Origin of the sequence: Yokenella regensburgei ATCC 49455 (assembly GCF_000735455.1) — a bacterium.
Classification (GTDB): Bacteria; Pseudomonadota; Gammaproteobacteria; order Enterobacterales; family Enterobacteriaceae; genus Yokenella; species Yokenella regensburgei.
Window position 1 is genome coordinate 36,997 of sequence record NZ_JMPS01000030.1, and the last position, 19,378, is coordinate 56,374.

The following is a 19,378-nucleotide window of genomic DNA, read 5'->3' on the forward strand; positions in this document are numbered from 1 at the left end:
ATGCCTGAAGGCCCGGAGATCCGTCGCGCGGCGGATAGCCTGGAGGCGGCTATCCAGGGCGAACCATTGACTGATGTCTGGTTTGCTTTTCCGCAGTTAAAATCGTTCGAATCACAGCTTATCGGCAAGCGTATTACCCGGCTCGAAACCCGGGGGAAAGCGCTGCTGACCCATTTTTCTAACCAACTCACGCTCTACAGCCACAACCAGCTCTATGGCGTCTGGCGAATAGTGGATGCCGGAGACACGCCACAGACCACGCGGGTTCTGCGCGTTCGGTTACAAACCGCCAACAAAGCGATTTTACTCTACAGCGCTTCCGATATTGAGATGTTGACCCCGGAACAGCTGGCGGTGCATCCGTTCCTGCTGCGCGTCGGGCCTGACGTTCTCGATATGAGCCTGACGGTGGAGCAGGTGAAAGCGCGCCTGCTGTCGCCAAAGTTTCGCCATCGTCAGTTTGGTGGTCTGCTGCTGGACCAGGCGTTCCTGGCAGGGCTCGGCAACTACCTGCGGGTTGAGATCCTCTGGCAGGCAGAGCTCACGCCACAGCACAAGGCGTCGCAGCTCAGCGAAGGAAGGCTCGATGTGCTGGCTCATGCGCTGCTGGATATCCCACGTCTTTCATATCAGACGCGTGGCAAAGTCGATGACAATAAACATCATGGGGCATTATTCCGCTTCAGGGTGTTTCATCGGGATGGAGAACGCTGTGAGCGCTGCGGGGGGGTTATTGAGAAAACGATGGTGTCATCCCGGCCCTTTTACTGGTGCCCGGAGTGCCAGAAATAATTAACCCCTCCCTAAGGGGAGGGGTTAGCCGTCAGATCTTGCGGATTAACGCTTCTTCAGATCGGATTTGAACTCACGCTTGTCGTAGCCGGTGTACAGCTGACGCGGACGAGCAATCTTCATGCCTTCGGTATGCATTTCGTTCCAGTGTGCAATCCAGCCAACGGTACGCGCCATCGCGAAGATAACGGTGAACATGGAAGACGGAATGCCCATGGCTTTCAAAATGATACCGGAGTAGAAATCGACGTTCGGGTACAGTTTCTTCTCGATGAAGTACGGGTCGTTCAGCGCGATGTGTTCCAGCTCCATCGCCACTTCCAGCAGATCATCTTTGGTACCCAGCTCTTTCAGCACTTCGTGGCAGGTTTCACGCATTACGGTGGCGCGCGGGTCGTAGTTTTTGTACACGCGGTGGCCAAAGCCCATCAGACGGAAAGAGTCGTTCTTGTCTTTCGCGCGACGGACGAATTCCGGAATGTGCTCAACGGAGCTGATTTCTTCCAGCATCTTCAGTGCTGCTTCGTTGGCGCCGCCGTGAGCCGGTCCCCACAGGGAGGCAATACCGGCCGCGATGCAGGCGAACGGGTTAGCACCAGAAGAACCGGCGGTACGCACGGTTGAGGTGGAAGCGTTCTGTTCGTGATCGGCGTGCAGGATCAGGATGCGGTCCATTGCACGTTCCAGAACCGGGTTCACCACATACTCTTCGCACGGCGTAGAGAACATCATGTTCAGGAAGTTACCCGCGTAAGAGAGATCGTTGCGCGGATAAACAAACGGCTGACCGATGGAATACTTGTAGCACATCGCCGCCATGGTTGGCATTTTAGACAGCAGACGGAATGCGGCAATCTCGCGGTGACGCGGGTTATTCACATCCAGAGAGTCGTGGTAGAACGCCGCCAGCGCGCCGGTAATACCGCACATCACCGCCATCGGGTGAGAGTCACGACGGAACGCATGGAACAGACGGGTGATCTGCTCATGGATCATGGTGTGACGAGTGACGGTGGTTTTGAATTCTTCGTACTGGGCCTGAGTCGGTTTCTCACCGTTCAGCAGGATGTAGCACACTTCGAGATAGTTAGACTCGGTAGCTAACTGGTCGATAGGAAAACCGCGATGCAGCAGGATGCCTTCGTCACCATCGATAAAGGTGATCTTGGATTCGCAGGATGCGGTAGAGGTGAAACCCGGGTCGAAAGTGAACATCCCTTTGGAACCGAGGGTACGGATATCAATAACATCTTCGCCGAGTGTGCCCTTTAGCACATCCAGTTCGATAGCAGCGTCACCATTTAGAGTGAGCTTTGCCTTTGTATCAGCCATTACAGTCTCCTTAGCGCCTTATTGCTTAAGACCGCCGGGGCCGGATTCGCTTTCAGACTGTATGTCGACCTTACCGATTCTTTTTCGGCTCGCAGCTCTGCGTCAGAGGGTAACCAGGGTACAGAGCAATGGGCGCTTAGTGGTAATGAATCTCTATACAGCGAAACAGCAGCAAATCAGGGTCTTAGCAGTCCGTATTATTCAAACCTGTCTATCACTAATAACTGTCCTGATTACTGAGGTCAATACCGACACGCTGTTACATAACTTATTTTCAGGTGCGAGTATGTCCCCATAACTTTTACGCATTATATGACTTTTCTAGTGATGGTTGTAACAATAATGTTTAATATTTGTCAAATCAGCTGAGTAAAATTTAAAATAATGTTGTTATCGTGATATCGATCACTGTTCCGCATAAAACCCGACAAACTATATGTAGGTTAATTGTAATGATTTTGTGAACGTCCTATACTGCCGCCAGGTCTCCGGAACACCCTGCTAATCCCGAGCCACCCAGCGTTGTTTTGTGTCGTACTTACGCCTTAAGAGACGTTTTTACATGACGCTAAGTTATAGAAAGGACGCTGCTTGACCCGCACGCAGACCGGAGGAAGGATAATAAGAACAGCATGTGGGCGTTATTCATGATAAGAAACGTGAAAAAACAAAGACCTGTCAATCTGGATCTCGCAACGATTCGGTTCCCAATAACGGCGATAGCGTCCATTCTCCATCGCGTCTCCGGTGTGATCACTTTTGTGGCCGTCGGTATTCTGCTGTGGTTGCTGGGCACCAGCCTCTCTTCCCCTGAAGGTTTCCTCGTCGCCAGCTCAATCATGAGCAGCTTCTTCGTTAAGTTCATCATGTGGGGCATTCTCACTGCACTGGCCTACCACGTCGTTGTCGGCGTTCGCCATCTGCTGATGGACTTCGGTTACCTGGAAGAGACGTTAGAATCTGGGATCCGCTCTGCCAAAATTTCTTTTGTTATTACTGTCGTGCTTTCACTTCTCGCAGGAGTCCTCGTATGGTAAGCAACGCCTCAGCACTAGGACGCAACGGCGTACATGACTTCATCCTGGTCCGTGCTACCGCAATCGTCTTGACCCTCTACATCATCTACATGATTGGGTTCTTTGCGACCAGCGGCACGCTTACCTGGGAAGTCTGGACGGGTTTCTTCTCTTCCGCTTTCACCAAAGTCTTCACCCTGCTGGCTCTCTTTTCCATCTTGATTCATGCCTGGATCGGCATGTGGCAGGTGTTGACCGACTACGTTAAACCACTGGCTGTTCGCCTGGTTCTGCAACTGGCTATCGTTGTAGCGCTGGTGGTTTACGTCATTTATGGATTTGTTGTGGTGTGGGGTGTGTAATGAAACTGCCAGTCAGAGAATTTGATGCTGTTGTGATTGGAGCCGGTGGCGCGGGTATGCGTGCCGCGCTGCAAATCTCCCAAAGCGGCCAGACCTGTGCGCTGCTTTCCAAAGTTTTCCCTACCCGTTCCCATACCGTATCCGCGCAGGGTGGCATCACCGTAGCGCTCGGTAATACCCATGAAGATAACTGGGAATGGCACATGTATGACACCGTGAAGGGGTCAGACTACATTGGCGATCAGGATGCCATCGAATATATGTGTAAAACCGGTCCGGAAGCGATTCTGGAGCTGGATCACATGGGTCTGCCGTTCTCACGCCTCGAAGATGGCACTATCTATCAGCGTCCGTTTGGCGGCCAGTCGAAAAACTTCGGCGGCGAGCAGGCGGCACGTACTGCGGCAGCGGCTGACCGTACCGGCCACGCCCTGTTGCACACGCTGTATCAGCAGAACCTGAAAAACCACACCACTATTTTCTCTGAGTGGTATGCGCTGGATCTGGTGAAAAACGCCGATGGCGCCGTGGTGGGTTGTACCGCGCTGTGTATTGAAACCGGCGAAGTGGTGTACTTCAAAGCCCGTGCGACCGTGCTGGCAACCGGCGGTGCCGGTCGTATCTACCAGTCGACTACCAACGCCCACATCAACACCGGTGACGGTGTCGGTATGGCTATCCGCGCTGGCGTGCCGGTGCAGGATATGGAAATGTGGCAGTTCCACCCAACCGGTATTGCCGGTGCGGGCGTTCTGGTCACAGAAGGCTGCCGTGGTGAAGGTGGCTACCTGTTGAACAAACACGGCGAGCGCTTCATGGAGCGTTATGCCCCGAATGCGAAAGACCTGGCGGGTCGTGACGTGGTGGCGCGTTCCATCATGATCGAAATCCGTGAAGGTCGTGGTTGCGATGGTCCGTGGGGCCCGCATGCCAAACTGAAACTCGACCATCTGGGCAAAGAAGTGCTGGAATCCCGTCTGCCGGGCATTCTCGAACTGTCTCGTACCTTCGCTCACGTCGACCCGGTGAAAGAGCCAATTCCGGTTATCCCGACCTGCCACTACATGATGGGCGGTATTCCGACCAAAGTAACCGGCCAGGCGCTGACCGTGAACGAGCAGGGCGAAGACGTGGTGATCCCGGGCCTGTTCGCCGTCGGCGAAATTGCCTGTGTATCGGTACACGGTGCCAACCGTCTGGGTGGTAACTCCCTGCTTGACCTGGTGGTGTTTGGTCGTGCGGTGGGTCTGCATCTGCAGGAATCGATTGCCGAGCAGGGCGACCTGCTGGACGCAACCGAAGCCGAAATCGATGCTTCTCTCGAGCGTCTGAACCGCTGGAACGGCAATCGTGACGGCGAAGATCCGGTAGAAATCCGTAAAGCACTGCAGGAGTGTATGCAGCACAACTTCTCGGTATTCCGTGAAGGTGATGCGATGGCGAAAGGGCTTGAGCAGCTGAAAGCGATTCGCGAACGCCTGAAAAATGCGCGTCTTGATGACACTTCCAGTGAGTTCAACACCCAGCGCGTTGAGTGTCTGGAGCTGGATAACCTGATGGAAACGGCGTATGCCACCGCTGTTTCTGCCAACTTCCGTACCGAAAGCCGTGGCGCGCATAGCCGCTTCGACTTCCCGGATCGTGATGACGAAAACTGGCTGTGCCATTCCCTGTATCTGCCAGAGTCGGAATCCATGACGCGTCGTAGCGTCAATATGGAACCGAAACTGCGTCCGGCGTTCCCGCCGAAAATTCGTACTTACTAATGCGGAGACAGGACAATGAAACTAGAATTTTCAGTTTATCGCTATAACCCGGACGTAGACGATGCTCCGCGCATGCAGGATTACACCCTGGAAGCGGAAGAAGGGCGCGACATGATGCTGCTGGATGCGTTAATCCAGCTCAAAGAGAAAGACCCAACGCTCGCGTTTCGCCGCTCATGCCGTGAAGGCGTGTGTGGTTCGGATGGCCTGAACATGAACGGCAAAAATGGCCTGGCATGTATCACGCCGATTTCGGCGCTGAACCAGCCGGGTAAGAAAATTGTAATCCGTCCACTGCCGGGCCTGCCGGTGGTCCGCGATTTGGTGGTGGACATGGGGCAATTCTATGCTCAATATGAGAAGATTAAGCCTTACTTGTTGAATAATGGACAAAATCCACCCGCACGAGAGCATTTACAATCACCGGAGCAGCGTGAAAAACTGGACGGCCTGTATGAATGTATTCTGTGTGCGTGCTGTTCAACGTCCTGCCCGTCGTTCTGGTGGAATCCAGACAAATTTATCGGTCCGGCCGGCCTGCTCGCCGCGTATCGTTTCCTGATTGATAGCCGCGATACCGAAACCGACAGCCGACTGGAAGGACTGAGTGATGCTTTCAGCGTATTCCGCTGCCATAGCATTATGAACTGCGTCAGTGTATGTCCGAAAGGGCTGAACCCGACGCGCGCCATCGGCCACATTAAGTCGATGCTGTTGCAACGCAGTGCGTAAGTAGTTTTAACGGTGGTGGCCTGTAGGCCTGATAAGCGTAGCGCATCAGGCAAAATGCCGGATGCGACGTTAACGTCTTATCCGGCCTACAAGAGCCACCAGCATTAGAGACAGGAAACCTCTAAAAACTGCCCCATTGAATGACAGTTTTTAAAGGTTCCTTCGCGAGCCACTACATAGAGAAGAGCTCGCAGGTGAACCCCGGCACGTACACAGAGTGTGCGTGGTAGTTTCTACGGCGAAATAAGCATGAAATGCTTAAGGGATCACGATGCAGAACGGCGCAATGAAAGCCTGGCTGGACTCTTCTTACCTCTCTGGTGCGAACCAGAGCTGGATAGAACAGCTCTATGAAGACTTCTTAACCGACCCTGACTCTGTTGACGCCAACTGGCGTTCGATGTTCCAGCAACTGCCTGGCACCGGAGTTAAACCGGATCAATTCCATTCAACCACGCGTGATTATTTCCGTCGTCTGGCGAAGGATGCCTCGCGTTACTCTTCCTCGATTTCCGACCCTGACACCAATGCGAAGCAGGTTAAAGTCCTGCAGCTTATCAACGCCTGGCGTTTCCGTGGGCATCAGGCAGCGAATCTCGATCCGCTTGGCCTGTGGAAACAGGAGACCGTGGCCGATCTGGAACCTGCGTTCCACGATTTGACCGAAGCCGATCTTCAGGAAAGTTTTAACGTCGGCTCTTTTGCTATCGGCAAAGACACCATGAAGCTCGGTGATTTGATTGCTGCGCTGAAGCAAACCTACGGCGGCTCCATCGGTGCGGAATACATGCACATTACCTCTACCGAAGAAAAACGCTGGATCCAGCAGCGCATTGAATCGGTGATGGGGCAGGCGAGCTTTACCACTGACGAGAAAAAGCGTTTCCTGAGCGAACTGACCGCAGCGGAAGGCCTTGAGCGTTATCTGGGCGCGAAATTCCCGGGTGCGAAGCGTTTCTCGCTGGAAGGCGGCGATGCGCTGGTACCGATGCTCAAAGAGATGATTCGTCACGCGGGCAACAGCGGCACTCGTGAAGTGGTACTGGGGATGGCCCACCGTGGTCGTCTGAACGTGCTCATCAACGTGCTGGGTAAAAAACCGCAGGATCTGTTCGACGAATTCGCGGGTAAACATAAAGAGCACCTCGGCACCGGTGACGTGAAGTACCACATGGGCTTCTCTTCCGATTTCGAAACCGACGGTGGCCTGGTTCACCTGGCGCTGGCGTTCAACCCGTCGCACCTGGAGATCGTGAGCCCGGTGGTTATCGGCTCCGTACGTGCGCGTCTGGACAGACTCGACAACCCGACCAGCAACATGGTGCTGCCAATCACGATTCACGGTGATGCCGCGGTAACCGGTCAGGGCGTGGTTCAGGAAACCCTGAACATGTCGAAAGCGCGTGGTTATGAAGTGGGCGGTACCGTACGTATCGTCATCAATAACCAGGTGGGCTTCACCACCTCTAATCCGCTGGATGCTCGCTCTACGCCGTACTGTACCGATATCGGTAAGATGGTGATGGCGCCCATTTTCCACGTCAATGCGGATGATCCGGAAGCGGTGGCGTTTGTGACCCGCCTGGCGCTGGACTTCCGTAACACCTTTAAACGTGATGTTTTCATCGACCTGGTGTGCTACCGCCGTCACGGCCACAACGAAGCCGACGAGCCGAGCGCAACCCAGCCGCTGATGTACCAGAAAATCAAAAAGCACCCGACGCCGCGTAAGATCTATGCTGACAAGCTGGAGCAGAACAAAGTGACGACGCTTGAAGATGCGACCGAGCTGGTCAATCTTTACCGCGACGCGCTGGATGCGGGCGAGTGTGTGGTGAAAGAGTGGCGTCAGATGAACCTGCACTCCATCACCTGGTCGCCGTACCTCAACCACGAGTGGGATGAGAGCTACCCGAACAAAGTTGAAATGAAGCGTCTGCAGGAGCTGGCCAAGCGCATCAGCACGGTGCCGGAAACCATCGAAATGCAGTCTCGTGTAGAGAAGATCTACGGCGATCGCCAACTGATGGCCTCCGGCGAGAAGCTGTTCGACTGGGGTGGTGCAGAAAACCTGGCGTATGCAACGCTGGTTGATGAAGGCGTCGACGTCCGTCTTTCCGGTGAAGACTCCGGCCGTGGTACTTTCTTCCACCGTCATGCGGTTATCCATAACCAGGCCAATGGTTCTACCTACACCCCGCTGCACCACGTGCATAACGGGCAGGGCGAATTTAAAGTCTGGGACTCCGTACTGTCTGAAGAAGCGGTACTGGCGTTCGAATACGGCTACGCTACCGCTGAGCCGCGCACCCTGACTATCTGGGAAGCACAGTTTGGTGACTTCGCCAACGGTGCTCAGGTGGTTATCGACCAGTTCATCAGCTCCGGCGAGCAGAAATGGGGCCGTATGTGTGGCCTGGTGATGCTGCTGCCGCACGGCTATGAAGGCCAAGGTCCGGAGCACTCCTCCGCGCGTCTGGAACGTTATCTGCAGCTCTGCGCTGAGCAGAACATGCAGGTATGCGTACCATCGACTCCGGCGCAGGTTTACCACATGCTGCGTCGTCAGGCGCTGCGCGGTATGCGTCGTCCGCTGGTAGTCATGTCACCGAAATCGCTGCTGCGTCATCCGCTGGCGGTGTCTACCCTTGATGAACTGGCTAACGGGACCTTCGAACCGGCAATCGGCGAGATTGACGATTTGGATCCGCAGGCGGTTAAACGCGTGGTGCTGTGCTCTGGTAAGGTGTACTACGACCTGCTGGAACAGCGTCGCAAAAACGATCAGAAAGATGTTGCCATTGTGCGCATCGAACAGCTGTATCCGTTCCCGCACCAGGCGGTACAGGATGCGCTGAAACCGTATGCTCACGTACATGATTTTGTCTGGTGCCAGGAAGAGCCGCTCAACCAGGGCGCATGGTACTGCAGCCAGCATCATTTCCGTGAAGTCATCCCATTTGGATCTGCCCTGCGTTACGCAGGTCGTCCGGCCTCCGCCTCTCCGGCGGTAGGGTATATGTCCGTTCACCAGAAGCAACAACAAGATCTGGTTAATGACGCGCTGAACGTCGATTAATTAAAGGATAAATAATGAGTAGCGTAGATATTCTTGTTCCTGACCTGCCTGAATCCGTTGCCGATGCAACTGTTGCCACCTGGCATAAAAAGCCGGGCGATGCGGTAACCCGTGATGAAGTGCTGGTAGAAATCGAAACTGACAAAGTGGTACTGGAAGTACCGGCGTCGGCGGACGGTATTCTGGATGCGGTTCTGGAAGACGAAGGCACCACCGTGACTTCACGTCAGATCCTCGGTCGCCTGCGTGAAGGTAACAGCGCGGGTAAAGCCTCCAGTGCGAAAGCGGATGCTAAAGAGTCGACGCCGGCACAGCGCCAGCAGGCCTCTCTGGAAGAGCAGACTAACGATGCCCTGAGCCCGGCGATTCGTCGCCTGCTCGGCGAGCACAATCTCGAAGCCAGCGCGATTAAAGGCACTGGTGTCGGTGGCCGTCTGACGCGTGAAGATGTGGAAAAACATCTGGCGAGCGCCCCTGCGAAGAAAGAAAGCAAAGCACCGGCCGCTGCTGCTGCTGCACCGGTTGCGCCGCTGACTGGCCGTTCTGAAAAACGCGTACCGATGACTCGTCTGCGTAAGCGTGTGGCTGAGCGTCTGCTGGAAGCGAAAAACTCCACCGCGATGCTGACCACCTTCAACGAAGTCAACATGAAGCCAATCATGGACCTGCGTAAGCAGTACGGTGATGCGTTCGAAAAACGCCACGGTATCCGTCTGGGCTTTATGTCCTTCTACGTGAAAGCGGTTGTTGAAGCGCTGAAACGCTACCCGGAAGTGAACGCTTCTATCGATGGCGACGATGTGGTGTACCACAACTACTTCGATGTCAGCATGGCGGTATCTACCCCGCGCGGCCTGGTAACCCCGGTTCTGCGTGACGTTGATCTGCTGGGTATGGCCGACATCGAGAAAAATATCAAAGAGCTGGCGGTGAAAGGCCGTGATGGCAAACTGACTGTAGAAGACCTGACCGGCGGTAACTTCACCATTACCAACGGCGGCGTGTTCGGTTCCCTGATGTCTACCCCAATCATCAACCCGCCGCAGAGCGCCATCCTCGGGATGCACGCTATCAAAGACCGACCGATGGCGGTGAATGGTCAGGTCGTGATCCTGCCGATGATGTATCTGGCGCTGTCCTACGATCACCGTCTGATCGACGGCCGCGAGTCCGTAGGCTTCCTGGTGGCCATTAAAGAGCTGCTGGAAGACCCGACTCGTCTGCTGCTGGACGTGTAGTTTCTCTGTATCACCTGTCCTCCAGGCCGTCCGCGGCCTGGAGGTAAAATGATAACGATTATCTGAAAAGTGGATAGAACGCATGAACTTACATGAATACCAGGCAAAACAACTGTTTGCCCGCTACGGTTTACCTGCTCCGGTCGGCTACGCTTGTACCACCCCGCGCGAAGCTGAAGAAGCCGCGTCTAAAATTGGTACCGGCCCATGGGTTGTTAAATGTCAGGTTCACGCTGGTGGCCGCGGTAAAGCCGGCGGTGTGAAGGTCGTTAAGAGCAAAGAAGAGATCCGTGCTTTTGCTGAGCACTGGCTGGGCAAACGCCTGGTGACCTACCAGACAGATGCGAACGGCCAGCCGGTTCACCAGATCCTGGTAGAAGCTGCGACCGATATCGATAAAGAACTGTACCTGGGCGCCGTTGTTGACCGTAGCTCTCGTCGCGTAGTGTTCATGGCGTCTACCGAAGGTGGCGTGGAAATCGAAAAAGTGGCGGAAGAAACGCCGCACCTGATCCACAAAGTTGCTCTGGATCCGCTGACTGGTCCGATGCCGTACCAGGGTCGTGAGCTGGCGTTCAAACTGGGTCTGGAAGGTAAGCAGGTTCAGCAGTTCACCAAAATTTTCATGGGTCTGGCGAACATCTTCCTTGAGCGCGATCTGGCGCTGATCGAAATCAACCCGCTGGTGATCACCCGTCAGGGCGACCTTATCTGCCTCGATGGCAAACTGGGTGCTGACGGCAACGCCCTGTTCCGCCAGCCGGAACTGCGTGAAATGCGTGACCAGTCTCAGGAAGATCCGCGCGAAGCACAGGCTGCGCAGTGGGAACTGAACTACGTTGCGCTCGACGGCAACATCGGCTGCATGGTTAACGGTGCGGGCCTGGCAATGGGCACCATGGACATCGTTAAACTGCACGGTGGTGAACCGGCAAACTTCCTCGACGTGGGCGGCGGCGCAACCAAAGAGCGCGTGACCGAAGCGTTCAAAATCATCCTCTCCGATGACAATGTGAAAGCCGTTCTGGTTAACATCTTCGGCGGCATCGTGCGCTGCGACCTGATCGCAGACGGTATTATCGGTGCAGTAGAAGAAGTGGGCGTTAACGTACCGGTAGTGGTACGTCTGGAAGGTAACAACGCCGAACTGGGTGCGAAAAAACTGGCTGACAGCGGCCTGAATATTATTGCAGCGAAAAGTCTGACGGATGCCGCTCAGCAGGTAGTTGCCGCAGTGGAGGGGAAATAATGTCCATTTTAATCGATAAAAACACCAAGGTTATCTGCCAGGGCTTCACTGGTAGCCAGGGGACGTTCCACTCCGAGCAGGCGATCGCTTACGGTACTCAGATGGTTGGCGGTGTAACGCCAGGCAAAGGCGGCACCACGCATCTCGGCCTGCCGGTGTTCAACACCGTGCGTGAAGCCGTAGAAACCACCGGCGCTACTGCGACCGTTATCTATGTTCCGGCTCCGTTCTGCAAAGATTCCATCCTCGAAGCTATCGATGCGGGCATCAAACTGATTATCACCATCACTGAAGGTATCCCGACGCTGGATATGCTGACCGTGAAAATGAAGCTGGACGAAGCCGGTGTGCGCATGATCGGCCCGAACTGCCCAGGCGTTATCACCCCGGGTGCGTGCAAAATCGGTATCATGCCGGGCCACATTCATAAGCCGGGCAAAGTGGGTATCGTTTCCCGTTCCGGTACGCTGACCTATGAAGCAGTGAAACAGACCACCGACTACGGCTTTGGTCAGTCTACCTGTGTCGGTATCGGCGGTGACCCGATCCCAGGCTCTAACTTCATCGATATCCTGAAACTGTTCCAGGAAGATCCGCAGACCGAAGCGATCGTCATGATCGGTGAGATCGGCGGTAGCGCGGAAGAAGAAGCGGCAGCCTACATCAAAGACCACGTGACCAAACCGGTGGTTGGCTACATCGCTGGTGTTACCGCGCCGAAAGGTAAGCGTATGGGCCACGCGGGTGCCATCATCGCCGGTGGTAAAGGTACCGCTGATGAGAAATTCGCAGCACTTGAAGCGGCCGGTGTGAAAACCGTCCGTAGCCTCGCTGATATCGGCGAAGCACTGAAATCCATCATTGGGTAATCCTCTCTGCTCCCCGCGCGGGGAGCTTTATATGTCCGATTTCGACATGGTTGGCCGCTGCAAAGCGGCCTTTTTTATGCCTGAAATATACGCAGTGTGTTAATTTTTAAGGTTATTAAAGTAAATTAAATGTAATAAACAGCGCTGTCGGTGAAGCATGTGGAAAATTACACTGAACGCACTACGATTATTTAGATCGGTGACCGCGATTTCTCAGGGCTGCAACAGGTAAACAAAAATGACGCGGGATACTATTTTCACCTTAATTAGTAACCACGCATATCACGCAATGAACATGTTTTTAACATCAAATTTACCATGACTTATTAATCACATACACAATTAACAATGTGATGTAAAATTGATTTAAATCAACATGTAATCCTTGGAAAAAACATAGCAATAGCGTTAAATTGTCGCAGATCAAACTGGTCGGAATGTAGCATTTTAGCTATAAATTGATCACTGTCGAAAAACGTAAATCTAATACAATAAAAACCTGTTTATTGTAAGGACTTTGCGGCGTAATATAATCGAGGGATCAATTTGGGTTTTTTCTTAACGTATTTGTAACTTTTGCTCATGGCCGTTTCCTCTTATGTCGAAACAGCAACGGGGCAGGGGAGCAAATAAATTTGTATTGGGGCATGTGTTTGAACCTTCTCTAACGAGGTTCAATCTCGGAGTCTTCATGCGATGAGCAAGGAGTCATGATGTTAGATATAGTCGAACTGTCGCGCTTACAGTTTGCCTTGACCGCGATGTACCACTTCCTGTTTGTGCCACTAACGCTCGGTATGGCGTTCCTGCTGGCCATCATGGAAACGGTCTACGTCCTTTCCGGCAAACAGATTTATAAAGATATGACAAAATTCTGGGGCAAGTTGTTTGGTATCAACTTTGCTCTGGGGGTTGCCACCGGTTTGACCATGGAGTTCCAGTTCGGGACTAACTGGTCTTACTACTCTCACTATGTAGGGGACATCTTCGGTGCGCCGCTGGCCATTGAAGGTTTGATGGCTTTCTTCCTCGAATCCACCTTTGTAGGTCTGTTCTTCTTCGGTTGGGACCGTCTGGGTAAAGTCCAGCACATGGCGGTAACCTGGCTGGTTGCACTGGGCTCCAACCTTTCTGCGTTGTGGATCCTTGTGGCAAACGGCTGGATGCAGAACCCTATCGCATCGGATTTCAACTTCGAAACCATGCGTATGGAAATGGTCAGCTTTGCTGAACTGGTTCTGAACCCGGTTGCTCAGGTTAAATTCGTTCACACCGTGGCTTCCGGCTACGTCTGCGGCGCGATGTTTGTACTGGGCATCAGCTCTTACTACATGCTGCGCGGTCGTGACTTCGCCTTCGCAAAACGCTCCTTTGCTATCGCTGCAAGCTTCGGCATGGCGGCAATCCTCTCCGTTATCGTACTGGGTGATGAATCCGGTTACGAAATGGGTGACGTGCAGAAAACCAAACTGGCTGCTATCGAAGCGGAATGGGAAACCCAACCGGCTCCGGCATCCTTTACGCTGTTTGGTATTCCTGACCAGGATGCACAGAAAAACCACTTCCAGATCCAGATCCCGTATGCACTGGGCATCATTGCTACCCGCTCCGTCGACAAGCAGGTTACTGGCCTGAAAGAACTGATGGTGCAGCATGAAGAACGTATCCGTAACGGTATGAAAGCCTATGCGCTGCTCGAGCAGCTGCGTTCCGGCTCTACCGATCAGGCGGTGCGTGACCAGTTCAACCATGTGAAGAAAGATCTGGGTTACGGTCTGCTGCTGAAACGCTATACCCCGAACGTCTCTGACGCGACGGAAGCCCAAATCCAGCAGGCAACAAAAGACTCTATCCCGCGTGTTGCACCGCTGTACTTCGCCTTCCGTATCATGGTGGCGTGTGGTGTGCTGATGCTGTTGATTATCGCAGCCTCCTTCTGGACGGTGATTCGTAACGGCATTGGTAAGAAAAAATGGCTGCTGCGTGTTGCGATGTACTCGATTCCGCTGCCGTGGATTGCTATTGAATCAGGCTGGTTTGTTGCAGAGTATGGCCGTCAGCCGTGGGCGATTGGTGAGGTGTTACCTACCGCGGTGGCGAACTCGTCACTGACGGCAGGCGATCTCATCTTCTCAATGGTGCTGATTTGCGGTCTGTATACCCTGTTCCTGGTGGCTGAACTGTTCCTGATGTTCAAGTTCGCGCGCCTCGGCCCGAGCAGCCTGAAAACCGGTCGCTATCACTACGAGCAGTCCACTGCGACTACTCAGCCGGCACGCTAAGACAGGAGTCGTCAAATGATCGATTATGAAGTATTGCGTTTTATCTGGTGGCTGCTGATCGGTATTCTGCTGATTGGTTTTGCGGTCGCTGATGGCTTCGACATGGGGGTGGGCATGCTCACCCGTTTCCTCGGTCGCAATGACACCGAGCGTCGAATCATGATTAACTCTATCGCTCCGCACTGGGACGGTAACCAGGTGTGGCTCATCACCGCCGGCGGCGCGCTGTTTGCTGCCTGGCCGATGGTCTACGCCGCTGCGTTCTCCGGCTTCTATGTGGCGATGGTGCTGGTGCTGGCCGCGTTGTTCTTCCGTCCGGTAGGTTTCGACTACCGTTCCAAGATTGAAGACACCCGCTGGCGTAACATGTGGGACTGGGGCATCTTCGTAGGTAGCTTTGTGCCGCCGCTGGTTATCGGCGTGGCCTTCGGCAACCTGCTGCAGGGTGTACCGTTCCACGTAGACGAGTACATGCGTCTGTACTACACCGGCAACTTCTTCCAGCTGCTGAACCCGTTCGGCCTGCTGGCGGGTATCGTCAGTGCGGCGATGATCCTGACTCAGGGCGCGACCTATCTGCAGATGCGTACCGTGGGCGAACTGCACCTGCGTACTCGTACTACCTCGCAGGTTGCTGCACTGGTTACCCTGGTGTGCTTCGCCCTGGCGGGTGTCTGGGTGTACTACGGTATCGATGGTTATGTGATCAAGTCTGCGATGGATCATACCGCGCCGTCTAATCCGCTGACCAAAGAAGTGGTGCGTGAAGCGGGGGCCTGGATGACCAACTTCAACAACATTCCGGCGCTGTGGGCTATTCCTGCACTGGGCGTGGTGTTGCCGCTGCTGACTATTCTGTGTACCAAAGCAGATAAAGGCGCGTGGGCGTTCCTGTTCTCCTCGCTGACTCTGGCCTGCATCATTCTGACCGCTGGTATCGCGATGTTCCCGTTCGTGATGCCTTCAAGCACAATGATGAACGCGAGCCTGACCATGTGGGATGCAACGTCCAGCCAGCTGACGCTGAACCTGATGACCTATGTTGCTGCGGTGTTCGTACCGATTATTCTTGCCTACACCACCTGGTGTTACTGGAAGATGTTCGGTCGTATCACTAAGCAAGACATTGAAAGCAACACCCACTCTCTGTACTAAGTAAGGAGCAAAATATGTGGTACTTCGCATGGATTTTGGGGACGCTTCTGGCTTGCGCCTTTGGGATAATCACTGCACTGGCCCTCGAACACGTTGAGGCAGGGCAGAAAGAGAGCTGATGAATAAGATTATCGCAACTCTGTATGCGGTAATGGACAAGGGCCCGTTAAGGGCCCTTTCCTTACTGATGGCGCTGGTGCTGGCGGGGTGCATTTTCTGGGACCCGTCACGCTTTGCGGCAAAGACCAGTGAACTTGAAATCTGGCACGGTTTTCTGCTGATGTGGGCCGTCTGTGCCGGTGTGATTCACGGCGTTGGCTTCCGTCCGAAAGCCGTACTTTGGCAGGGCATTTTCTGCCCGTTGCTCGCCGATCTCATTCTGCTCGCCGGTCTGCTATTCTTTTTCGCCTGATTAAGAATGTTCCTTTAATGATATGGGCTTGCGTAAGCCCATAAAAATTTACTCTCCGTTTACCTACACCCATTCCAAACCCTCTTGACCGCGCGTATAGTAGCGAAGTTTGAAAGCTCTAAACTTTTTTGCATTACCGGGATGTAAAGTGAACACAACGCTATTTCGATGGCCGGTACGCGTCTACTATGAAGACACGGATGCCGGTGGTGTGGTTTACCACGCCAGCTATGTTGCTTTCTATGAAAGAGCACGGACCGAGATGCTGCGCCACCATCACTTTAGCCAGCAGGTTCTGTTGGCGGAGCGCGTAGCCTTCGTGGTACGCAAAATGACGCTGGAGTATTTTGCACCCGCCAGACTCGACGACATGCTCGAAGTCCAAACGGAAATAACATCGATGCGTGGCACCTCGCTGGTTTTCACGCAGCGCATCGTCAACGCGGAGAATCAGGTGCTGAACGAGGCTGAGGTTCTGATTGTCTGTGTTGATCCACTCATAATGAAGCCTCGTGCGCTTCCCAAGTCTATTGTCGCGGAGTTTAAGCAGTGACTGACATGAATATCCTTGATTTGTTCCTGAAGGCTAGCCTTCTGGTTAAACTTATCATGTTGATTTTGATTGGTTTTTCAATCGCATCCTGGGCCATCATCATCCAGCGTACGCGCATTCTTAATGCAGCAGGACGTGAGGCCGAGGCGTTTGAAGACAAGTTCTGGTCCGGTATCGAACTTTCCCGTCTGTATCAGGAAAGTCAGGGTCGTCGCGATAATCTGACCGGTTCCGAGCAGATCTTCTATAGCGGCTTTAAAGAGTTTGCCCGACTACACCGGGCGAACAGCCATGCGCCAGAAGCGATTGTCGAAGGGGCTTCGCGTGCGATGCGTATCTCCATGAATCGCGAGCTCGAAACCCTGGAAAACCATATTCCGTTCCTCGGCACCGTGGGTTCTATCAGCCCGTATATCGGTCTGTTTGGTACCGTGTGGGGGATCATGCACGCCTTTATCGCGCTGGGCGCGGTAAAACAGGCCACTCTGCAGATGGTTGCACCGGGCATCGCCGAAGCGCTGATCGCAACGGCTATCGGTCTGTTTGCGGCGATCCCTGCTGTTATGGCGTACAACCGCCTTAACCAGCGAGTGAACAAACTGGAACTGAACTACGACAACTTTATGGAAGAGTTCACCGCGATTCTGCATCGTCAGGCGTTTACCACTAGCGAGAGCAACAAGGGGTAATCCATGGCCAGAGCACGTGGACGCGGACGTCGCGAACTGAAGTCCGAGATCAACATCGTTCCGCTGCTGGATGTGTTGTTGGTGTTGCTGCTTATCTTTATGGCAACTGCACCAATTATCACTCAGAGCGTTGAGGTTGATCTGCCGGATGCAACGGATTCGCAAACGGTCAGCAGTAATGACGAACCGCCGGTGATCGTTGAGGTTTCCGGGGTAGGGCAGTACAGCGTGAACGTTGGTCAGGAGAAGATGCCGCAGCTGCCGCCTGAGCAGGTTGTAGCCGAAGCGCAGCGTCGTCTGCAGGCGAATCCGAAAACGGTCTTCTTGATCGGTGGCGCAAAAGATGTGCCGTACGATGAAATTATTAAAGCGCTGAACCTGTTACACAGTGCTGGTGTTAAATCTGTTGGTCTGATGACGCAGCCGATTTGATCCGCATTCACAACAGGTACATAGTTTTTGGGAACCGATAGTGTCGAAGGCAACCGAACAAAACGACAAGCTAAAACGCGCGATCATCATTTCAGTTGTGCTGCATATCATTCTGATCGCACTGCTGATCTGGAGTTCGTTCGATGAGCATATAGATGCTTCCGCAGGCGGTGGTGGTGGTTCGTCCATTGACGCGGTCATGGTTGATCCTGGTGCGGTTGTTCAGAACTACAACCGTCAGCAGCAGCAACAGGCCAGTGCCAAACGTGCGGAAGAGCAGCGTGAAAAACAGGCGCAACAGCAGGCGGAAGAGATGCGCGAGCAGCAGGCCGCCGAGCAGGAACGTCTGAAGCAGATGGAAAAAGAGCGTCTGCAGGCGCAGCAGGATGCGAAGCAGGCCCAGGAAGAAGCAAAACAGGCGCAGAAGCAGGCGGAAGAAACCGCTGCGAAAGCGGCTGCCGATGCTAAAGCCAAAGCCGATGCTGAAGCAAAAGCTGCGGCTGAAGCCGCGAAAAAAGCCGCTGCTGATGCACAGAAAAAAGCGGAAGCCGATGCCGCCAAAGCGGCTGCGCTGGCGAAGAAAGCGGCTGAAGTAGAAGCTGCCAAAGCCGCTGCTGACGCTCAGAAGAAAGCTGAAGTAGAAGCCGCGAAAAAAGCGCAGCAGGATGCCGAGAAGAAGGCTGCTGCTGAGGCGGCGAAGAAGGCTGTGGCAGAAAAAGCCGCAGCTGAGAAAGCTGCCGCTGCTGAAAAAGCCGCTGAGAAGGCGGCCGCTAAAGCCGCTGCCGCAGAAAAAGCCGCCGCCGAAAAAGCTGCAGCAGATAAAGCTGCTGCCGCTGAGAAGGCCGCTGCGGATAAGGCTGCCAAAGCCGCTGCCGCGAAGAAAGCTGCTGCGGCGAAGAAGGCGGCTGCAGCCGAAGCCTCTGGCGTTGACGACCTGCTGGGCGATCTTAGCTCAGGTAAGAATGCGCCGAAAACCGGTGGCGGAGCAAAAGGAAACCATGCTTCTCCAGCGGGAAGTGGTAACACTAAGAATAATGGCGCTTCCGGGGCAGATATCAGCAACTATGCGGGGCAGATTAAATCGGCAATTGAAAGCCGTTTCTACGACTCCTCGTCATATGCAGGTAAGGTTTGTACGCTCAGAATTAAACTGGCACCAGATGGCATGTTGTTAGATATTCAGTCTGAAGGCGGCGACCCGGCACTGTGTAGCGCAGCGTTGGCAGCAGCACGACAGGCGAAGATCCCGAAACCGCCTTCACAGGCAGTTTACGAAGTCTTTAAAAACGCACCGCTGGACTTCAAACCTTAAGTGGCATTTTCCCCGTGCAAACGGGGAAAAACAAACTACGGTAGTCTCAGGGTTTTGGTAGTTTTGTGTATTTGAGTTTGTTAACATTCTGCTAAATTATCGTGGGCT

19 protein-coding genes are annotated in these 19,378 nt (G+C 53.9%); 17 read left to right on the forward strand and 2 right to left on the reverse strand.

Going from position 1 to position 19,378, the window contains the following annotated elements; all coding sequences use genetic code 11:
* A complete protein-coding gene (gene nei, locus GYRE_RS09135; protein WP_038254814.1) occupies positions 1–792 on the forward strand; it encodes an endonuclease VIII in 792 nt (263 codons plus the stop codon).
* 45 nt (positions 793–837) lie between these two features.
* Here nei and GYRE_RS09140 read toward each other — a convergent pair whose 3' ends face one another.
* Both GYRE_RS09140 and GYRE_RS25285 read right to left on the reverse strand, forming a co-directional pair.
* Positions 838–2,124 carry a citrate synthase gene (locus GYRE_RS09140; protein WP_006819067.1) on the reverse strand — a complete coding sequence of 429 codons (1,287 nt, stop codon included), beginning with the start codon at positions 2,122–2,124 and terminating at the stop codon, positions 838–840.
* A gap of 201 nt (positions 2,125–2,325) precedes the next feature.
* Entirely contained in the window at positions 2,326–2,433 is a 108-nt protein-coding gene (locus GYRE_RS25285; RefSeq protein WP_420378122.1) for a hypothetical protein, read from the reverse strand.
* Between the two features lie 323 nt (positions 2,434–2,756).
* On the opposite strand from GYRE_RS25285, the gene sdhC reads away from it, so the two are divergent.
* The 16 genes from sdhC to tolA all read left to right on the forward strand — a co-directional run bounded on the left by sdhC (position 2,757) and on the right by tolA (position 19,270).
* Positions 2,757–3,161, forward strand: a complete 405-nt coding sequence (gene sdhC / locus GYRE_RS09145; protein WP_006819068.1) for a succinate dehydrogenase cytochrome b556 subunit — start codon at positions 2,757–2,759, stop codon at positions 3,159–3,161.
* The gene (gene sdhD / locus GYRE_RS09150; protein ID WP_006819069.1) at positions 3,155–3,502 is read left to right on the forward strand and encodes a succinate dehydrogenase membrane anchor subunit; all 348 of its coding nucleotides are present in this window, start codon (positions 3,155–3,157) and stop codon (positions 3,500–3,502) included. Before sdhC ends, sdhD begins: the two co-directional genes overlap by 7 nt.
* Positions 3,502–5,268, forward strand: a complete 1,767-nt coding sequence (gene sdhA, locus GYRE_RS09155) for a succinate dehydrogenase flavoprotein subunit (protein WP_006819070.1) — start codon at positions 3,502–3,504, stop codon at positions 5,266–5,268. The genes sdhD and sdhA overlap by 1 nt, the downstream gene beginning before the upstream one ends.
* 15 nt (positions 5,269–5,283) lie before the next feature.
* Positions 5,284–6,000: a succinate dehydrogenase iron-sulfur subunit SdhB gene (gene sdhB / locus GYRE_RS09160; RefSeq protein WP_006819071.1), complete on the forward strand. Its 717-nt coding sequence runs from the start codon at positions 5,284–5,286 to the stop codon at positions 5,998–6,000.
* 271 nt (positions 6,001–6,271) lie between these two features.
* On the forward strand, positions 6,272–9,079 hold the full coding sequence (gene sucA / locus GYRE_RS09165) for a 2-oxoglutarate dehydrogenase E1 component (RefSeq protein WP_006819072.1): 2,808 nt from the start codon (positions 6,272–6,274) through the stop codon (positions 9,077–9,079).
* Between the two features lie 14 nt (positions 9,080–9,093).
* Complete coding sequence (gene odhB, locus GYRE_RS09170) at positions 9,094–10,317, forward strand: 2-oxoglutarate dehydrogenase complex dihydrolipoyllysine-residue succinyltransferase (RefSeq protein ID WP_038254816.1); 1,224 nt, start codon at positions 9,094–9,096, stop codon at positions 10,315–10,317.
* A gap of 82 nt (positions 10,318–10,399) precedes the next feature.
* The gene (gene sucC / locus GYRE_RS09175; protein WP_006819074.1) at positions 10,400–11,566 is read left to right on the forward strand and encodes an ADP-forming succinate--CoA ligase subunit beta; all 1,167 of its coding nucleotides are present in this window, start codon (positions 10,400–10,402) and stop codon (positions 11,564–11,566) included.
* Complete coding sequence (sucD, locus tag GYRE_RS09180; RefSeq protein ID WP_006819075.1) at positions 11,566–12,435, forward strand: succinate--CoA ligase subunit alpha; 870 nt, start codon at positions 11,566–11,568, stop codon at positions 12,433–12,435. Before sucC ends, sucD begins: the two co-directional genes overlap by 1 nt.
* Positions 12,436–13,148: 713 nt before the next feature.
* The gene (gene cydA, locus GYRE_RS09185; protein ID WP_038254818.1) at positions 13,149–14,717 is read left to right on the forward strand and encodes a cytochrome ubiquinol oxidase subunit I; all 1,569 of its coding nucleotides are present in this window, start codon (positions 13,149–13,151) and stop codon (positions 14,715–14,717) included.
* A gap of 15 nt (positions 14,718–14,732) precedes the next feature.
* Positions 14,733–15,872 (forward strand): cytochrome d ubiquinol oxidase subunit II, encoded by a 1,140-nt coding sequence (cydB, locus tag GYRE_RS09190; RefSeq protein WP_006819077.1) that lies wholly within the window; start codon positions 14,733–14,735, stop codon positions 15,870–15,872.
* Between the two features lie 14 nt (positions 15,873–15,886).
* A complete protein-coding gene (gene cydX, locus GYRE_RS23680; RefSeq protein ID WP_006819078.1) occupies positions 15,887–15,991 on the forward strand; it encodes a cytochrome bd-I oxidase subunit CydX in 105 nt (34 codons plus the stop codon).
* Positions 15,991–16,284 carry a cyd operon protein YbgE gene (ybgE, locus tag GYRE_RS09195; protein ID WP_038254820.1) on the forward strand — a complete coding sequence of 98 codons (294 nt, stop codon included), beginning with the start codon at positions 15,991–15,993 and terminating at the stop codon, positions 16,282–16,284. The genes cydX and ybgE overlap by 1 nt, the downstream gene beginning before the upstream one ends.
* A 148-nt stretch (positions 16,285–16,432) precedes the next feature.
* Positions 16,433–16,837 carry a tol-pal system-associated acyl-CoA thioesterase gene (ybgC, locus tag GYRE_RS09200; protein WP_006819080.1) on the forward strand — a complete coding sequence of 135 codons (405 nt, stop codon included), beginning with the start codon at positions 16,433–16,435 and terminating at the stop codon, positions 16,835–16,837.
* Positions 16,834–17,526 (forward strand): Tol-Pal system protein TolQ, encoded by a 693-nt coding sequence (tolQ, locus tag GYRE_RS09205; RefSeq protein ID WP_087943260.1) that lies wholly within the window; start codon positions 16,834–16,836, stop codon positions 17,524–17,526. Before ybgC ends, tolQ begins: the two co-directional genes overlap by 4 nt.
* A gap of 3 nt (positions 17,527–17,529) precedes the next feature.
* Positions 17,530–17,958, forward strand: coding sequence for a colicin uptake protein TolR (gene tolR, locus GYRE_RS09210; protein ID WP_006819082.1), 429 nt, complete (start codon positions 17,530–17,532; stop codon positions 17,956–17,958).
* A 40-nt stretch (positions 17,959–17,998) separates the two neighbouring features.
* A complete protein-coding gene (tolA, locus tag GYRE_RS09215) occupies positions 17,999–19,270 on the forward strand; it encodes a cell envelope integrity protein TolA (RefSeq protein ID WP_006819083.1) in 1,272 nt (423 codons plus the stop codon).
* Positions 19,271–19,378: the final 108 nt, after the last annotated feature.

Coding starts and splice junctions, on each gene's coding strand:
- nei (WP_038254814.1), top strand. CDS start 1: ATGCCTGAAGGCCCGGAGATCCGTCGCGCGGCGGATAGCCTGGAGGCG.
- GYRE_RS09140 (WP_006819067.1), bottom strand. CDS start 2,124: ATGGCTGATACAAAGGCAAAGCTCACTCTAAATGGTGACGCTGCTATC.
- GYRE_RS25285 (WP_420378122.1), bottom strand. CDS start 2,433: ATGCGTAAAAGTTATGGGGACATACTCGCACCTGAAAATAAGTTATGT.
- sdhC (WP_006819068.1), top strand. CDS start 2,757: ATGTGGGCGTTATTCATGATAAGAAACGTGAAAAAACAAAGACCTGTC.
- sdhD (WP_006819069.1), top strand. CDS start 3,155: ATGGTAAGCAACGCCTCAGCACTAGGACGCAACGGCGTACATGACTTC.
- sdhA (WP_006819070.1), top strand. CDS start 3,502: ATGAAACTGCCAGTCAGAGAATTTGATGCTGTTGTGATTGGAGCCGGT.
- sdhB (WP_006819071.1), top strand. CDS start 5,284: ATGAAACTAGAATTTTCAGTTTATCGCTATAACCCGGACGTAGACGAT.
- sucA (WP_006819072.1), top strand. CDS start 6,272: ATGCAGAACGGCGCAATGAAAGCCTGGCTGGACTCTTCTTACCTCTCT.
- odhB (WP_038254816.1), top strand. CDS start 9,094: ATGAGTAGCGTAGATATTCTTGTTCCTGACCTGCCTGAATCCGTTGCC.
- sucC (WP_006819074.1), top strand. CDS start 10,400: ATGAACTTACATGAATACCAGGCAAAACAACTGTTTGCCCGCTACGGT.
- sucD (WP_006819075.1), top strand. CDS start 11,566: ATGTCCATTTTAATCGATAAAAACACCAAGGTTATCTGCCAGGGCTTC.
- cydA (WP_038254818.1), top strand. CDS start 13,149: ATGTTAGATATAGTCGAACTGTCGCGCTTACAGTTTGCCTTGACCGCG.
- cydB (WP_006819077.1), top strand. CDS start 14,733: ATGATCGATTATGAAGTATTGCGTTTTATCTGGTGGCTGCTGATCGGT.
- cydX (WP_006819078.1), top strand. CDS start 15,887: ATGTGGTACTTCGCATGGATTTTGGGGACGCTTCTGGCTTGCGCCTTT.
- ybgE (WP_038254820.1), top strand. CDS start 15,991: ATGAATAAGATTATCGCAACTCTGTATGCGGTAATGGACAAGGGCCCG.
- tolR (WP_006819082.1), top strand. CDS start 17,530: ATGGCCAGAGCACGTGGACGCGGACGTCGCGAACTGAAGTCCGAGATC.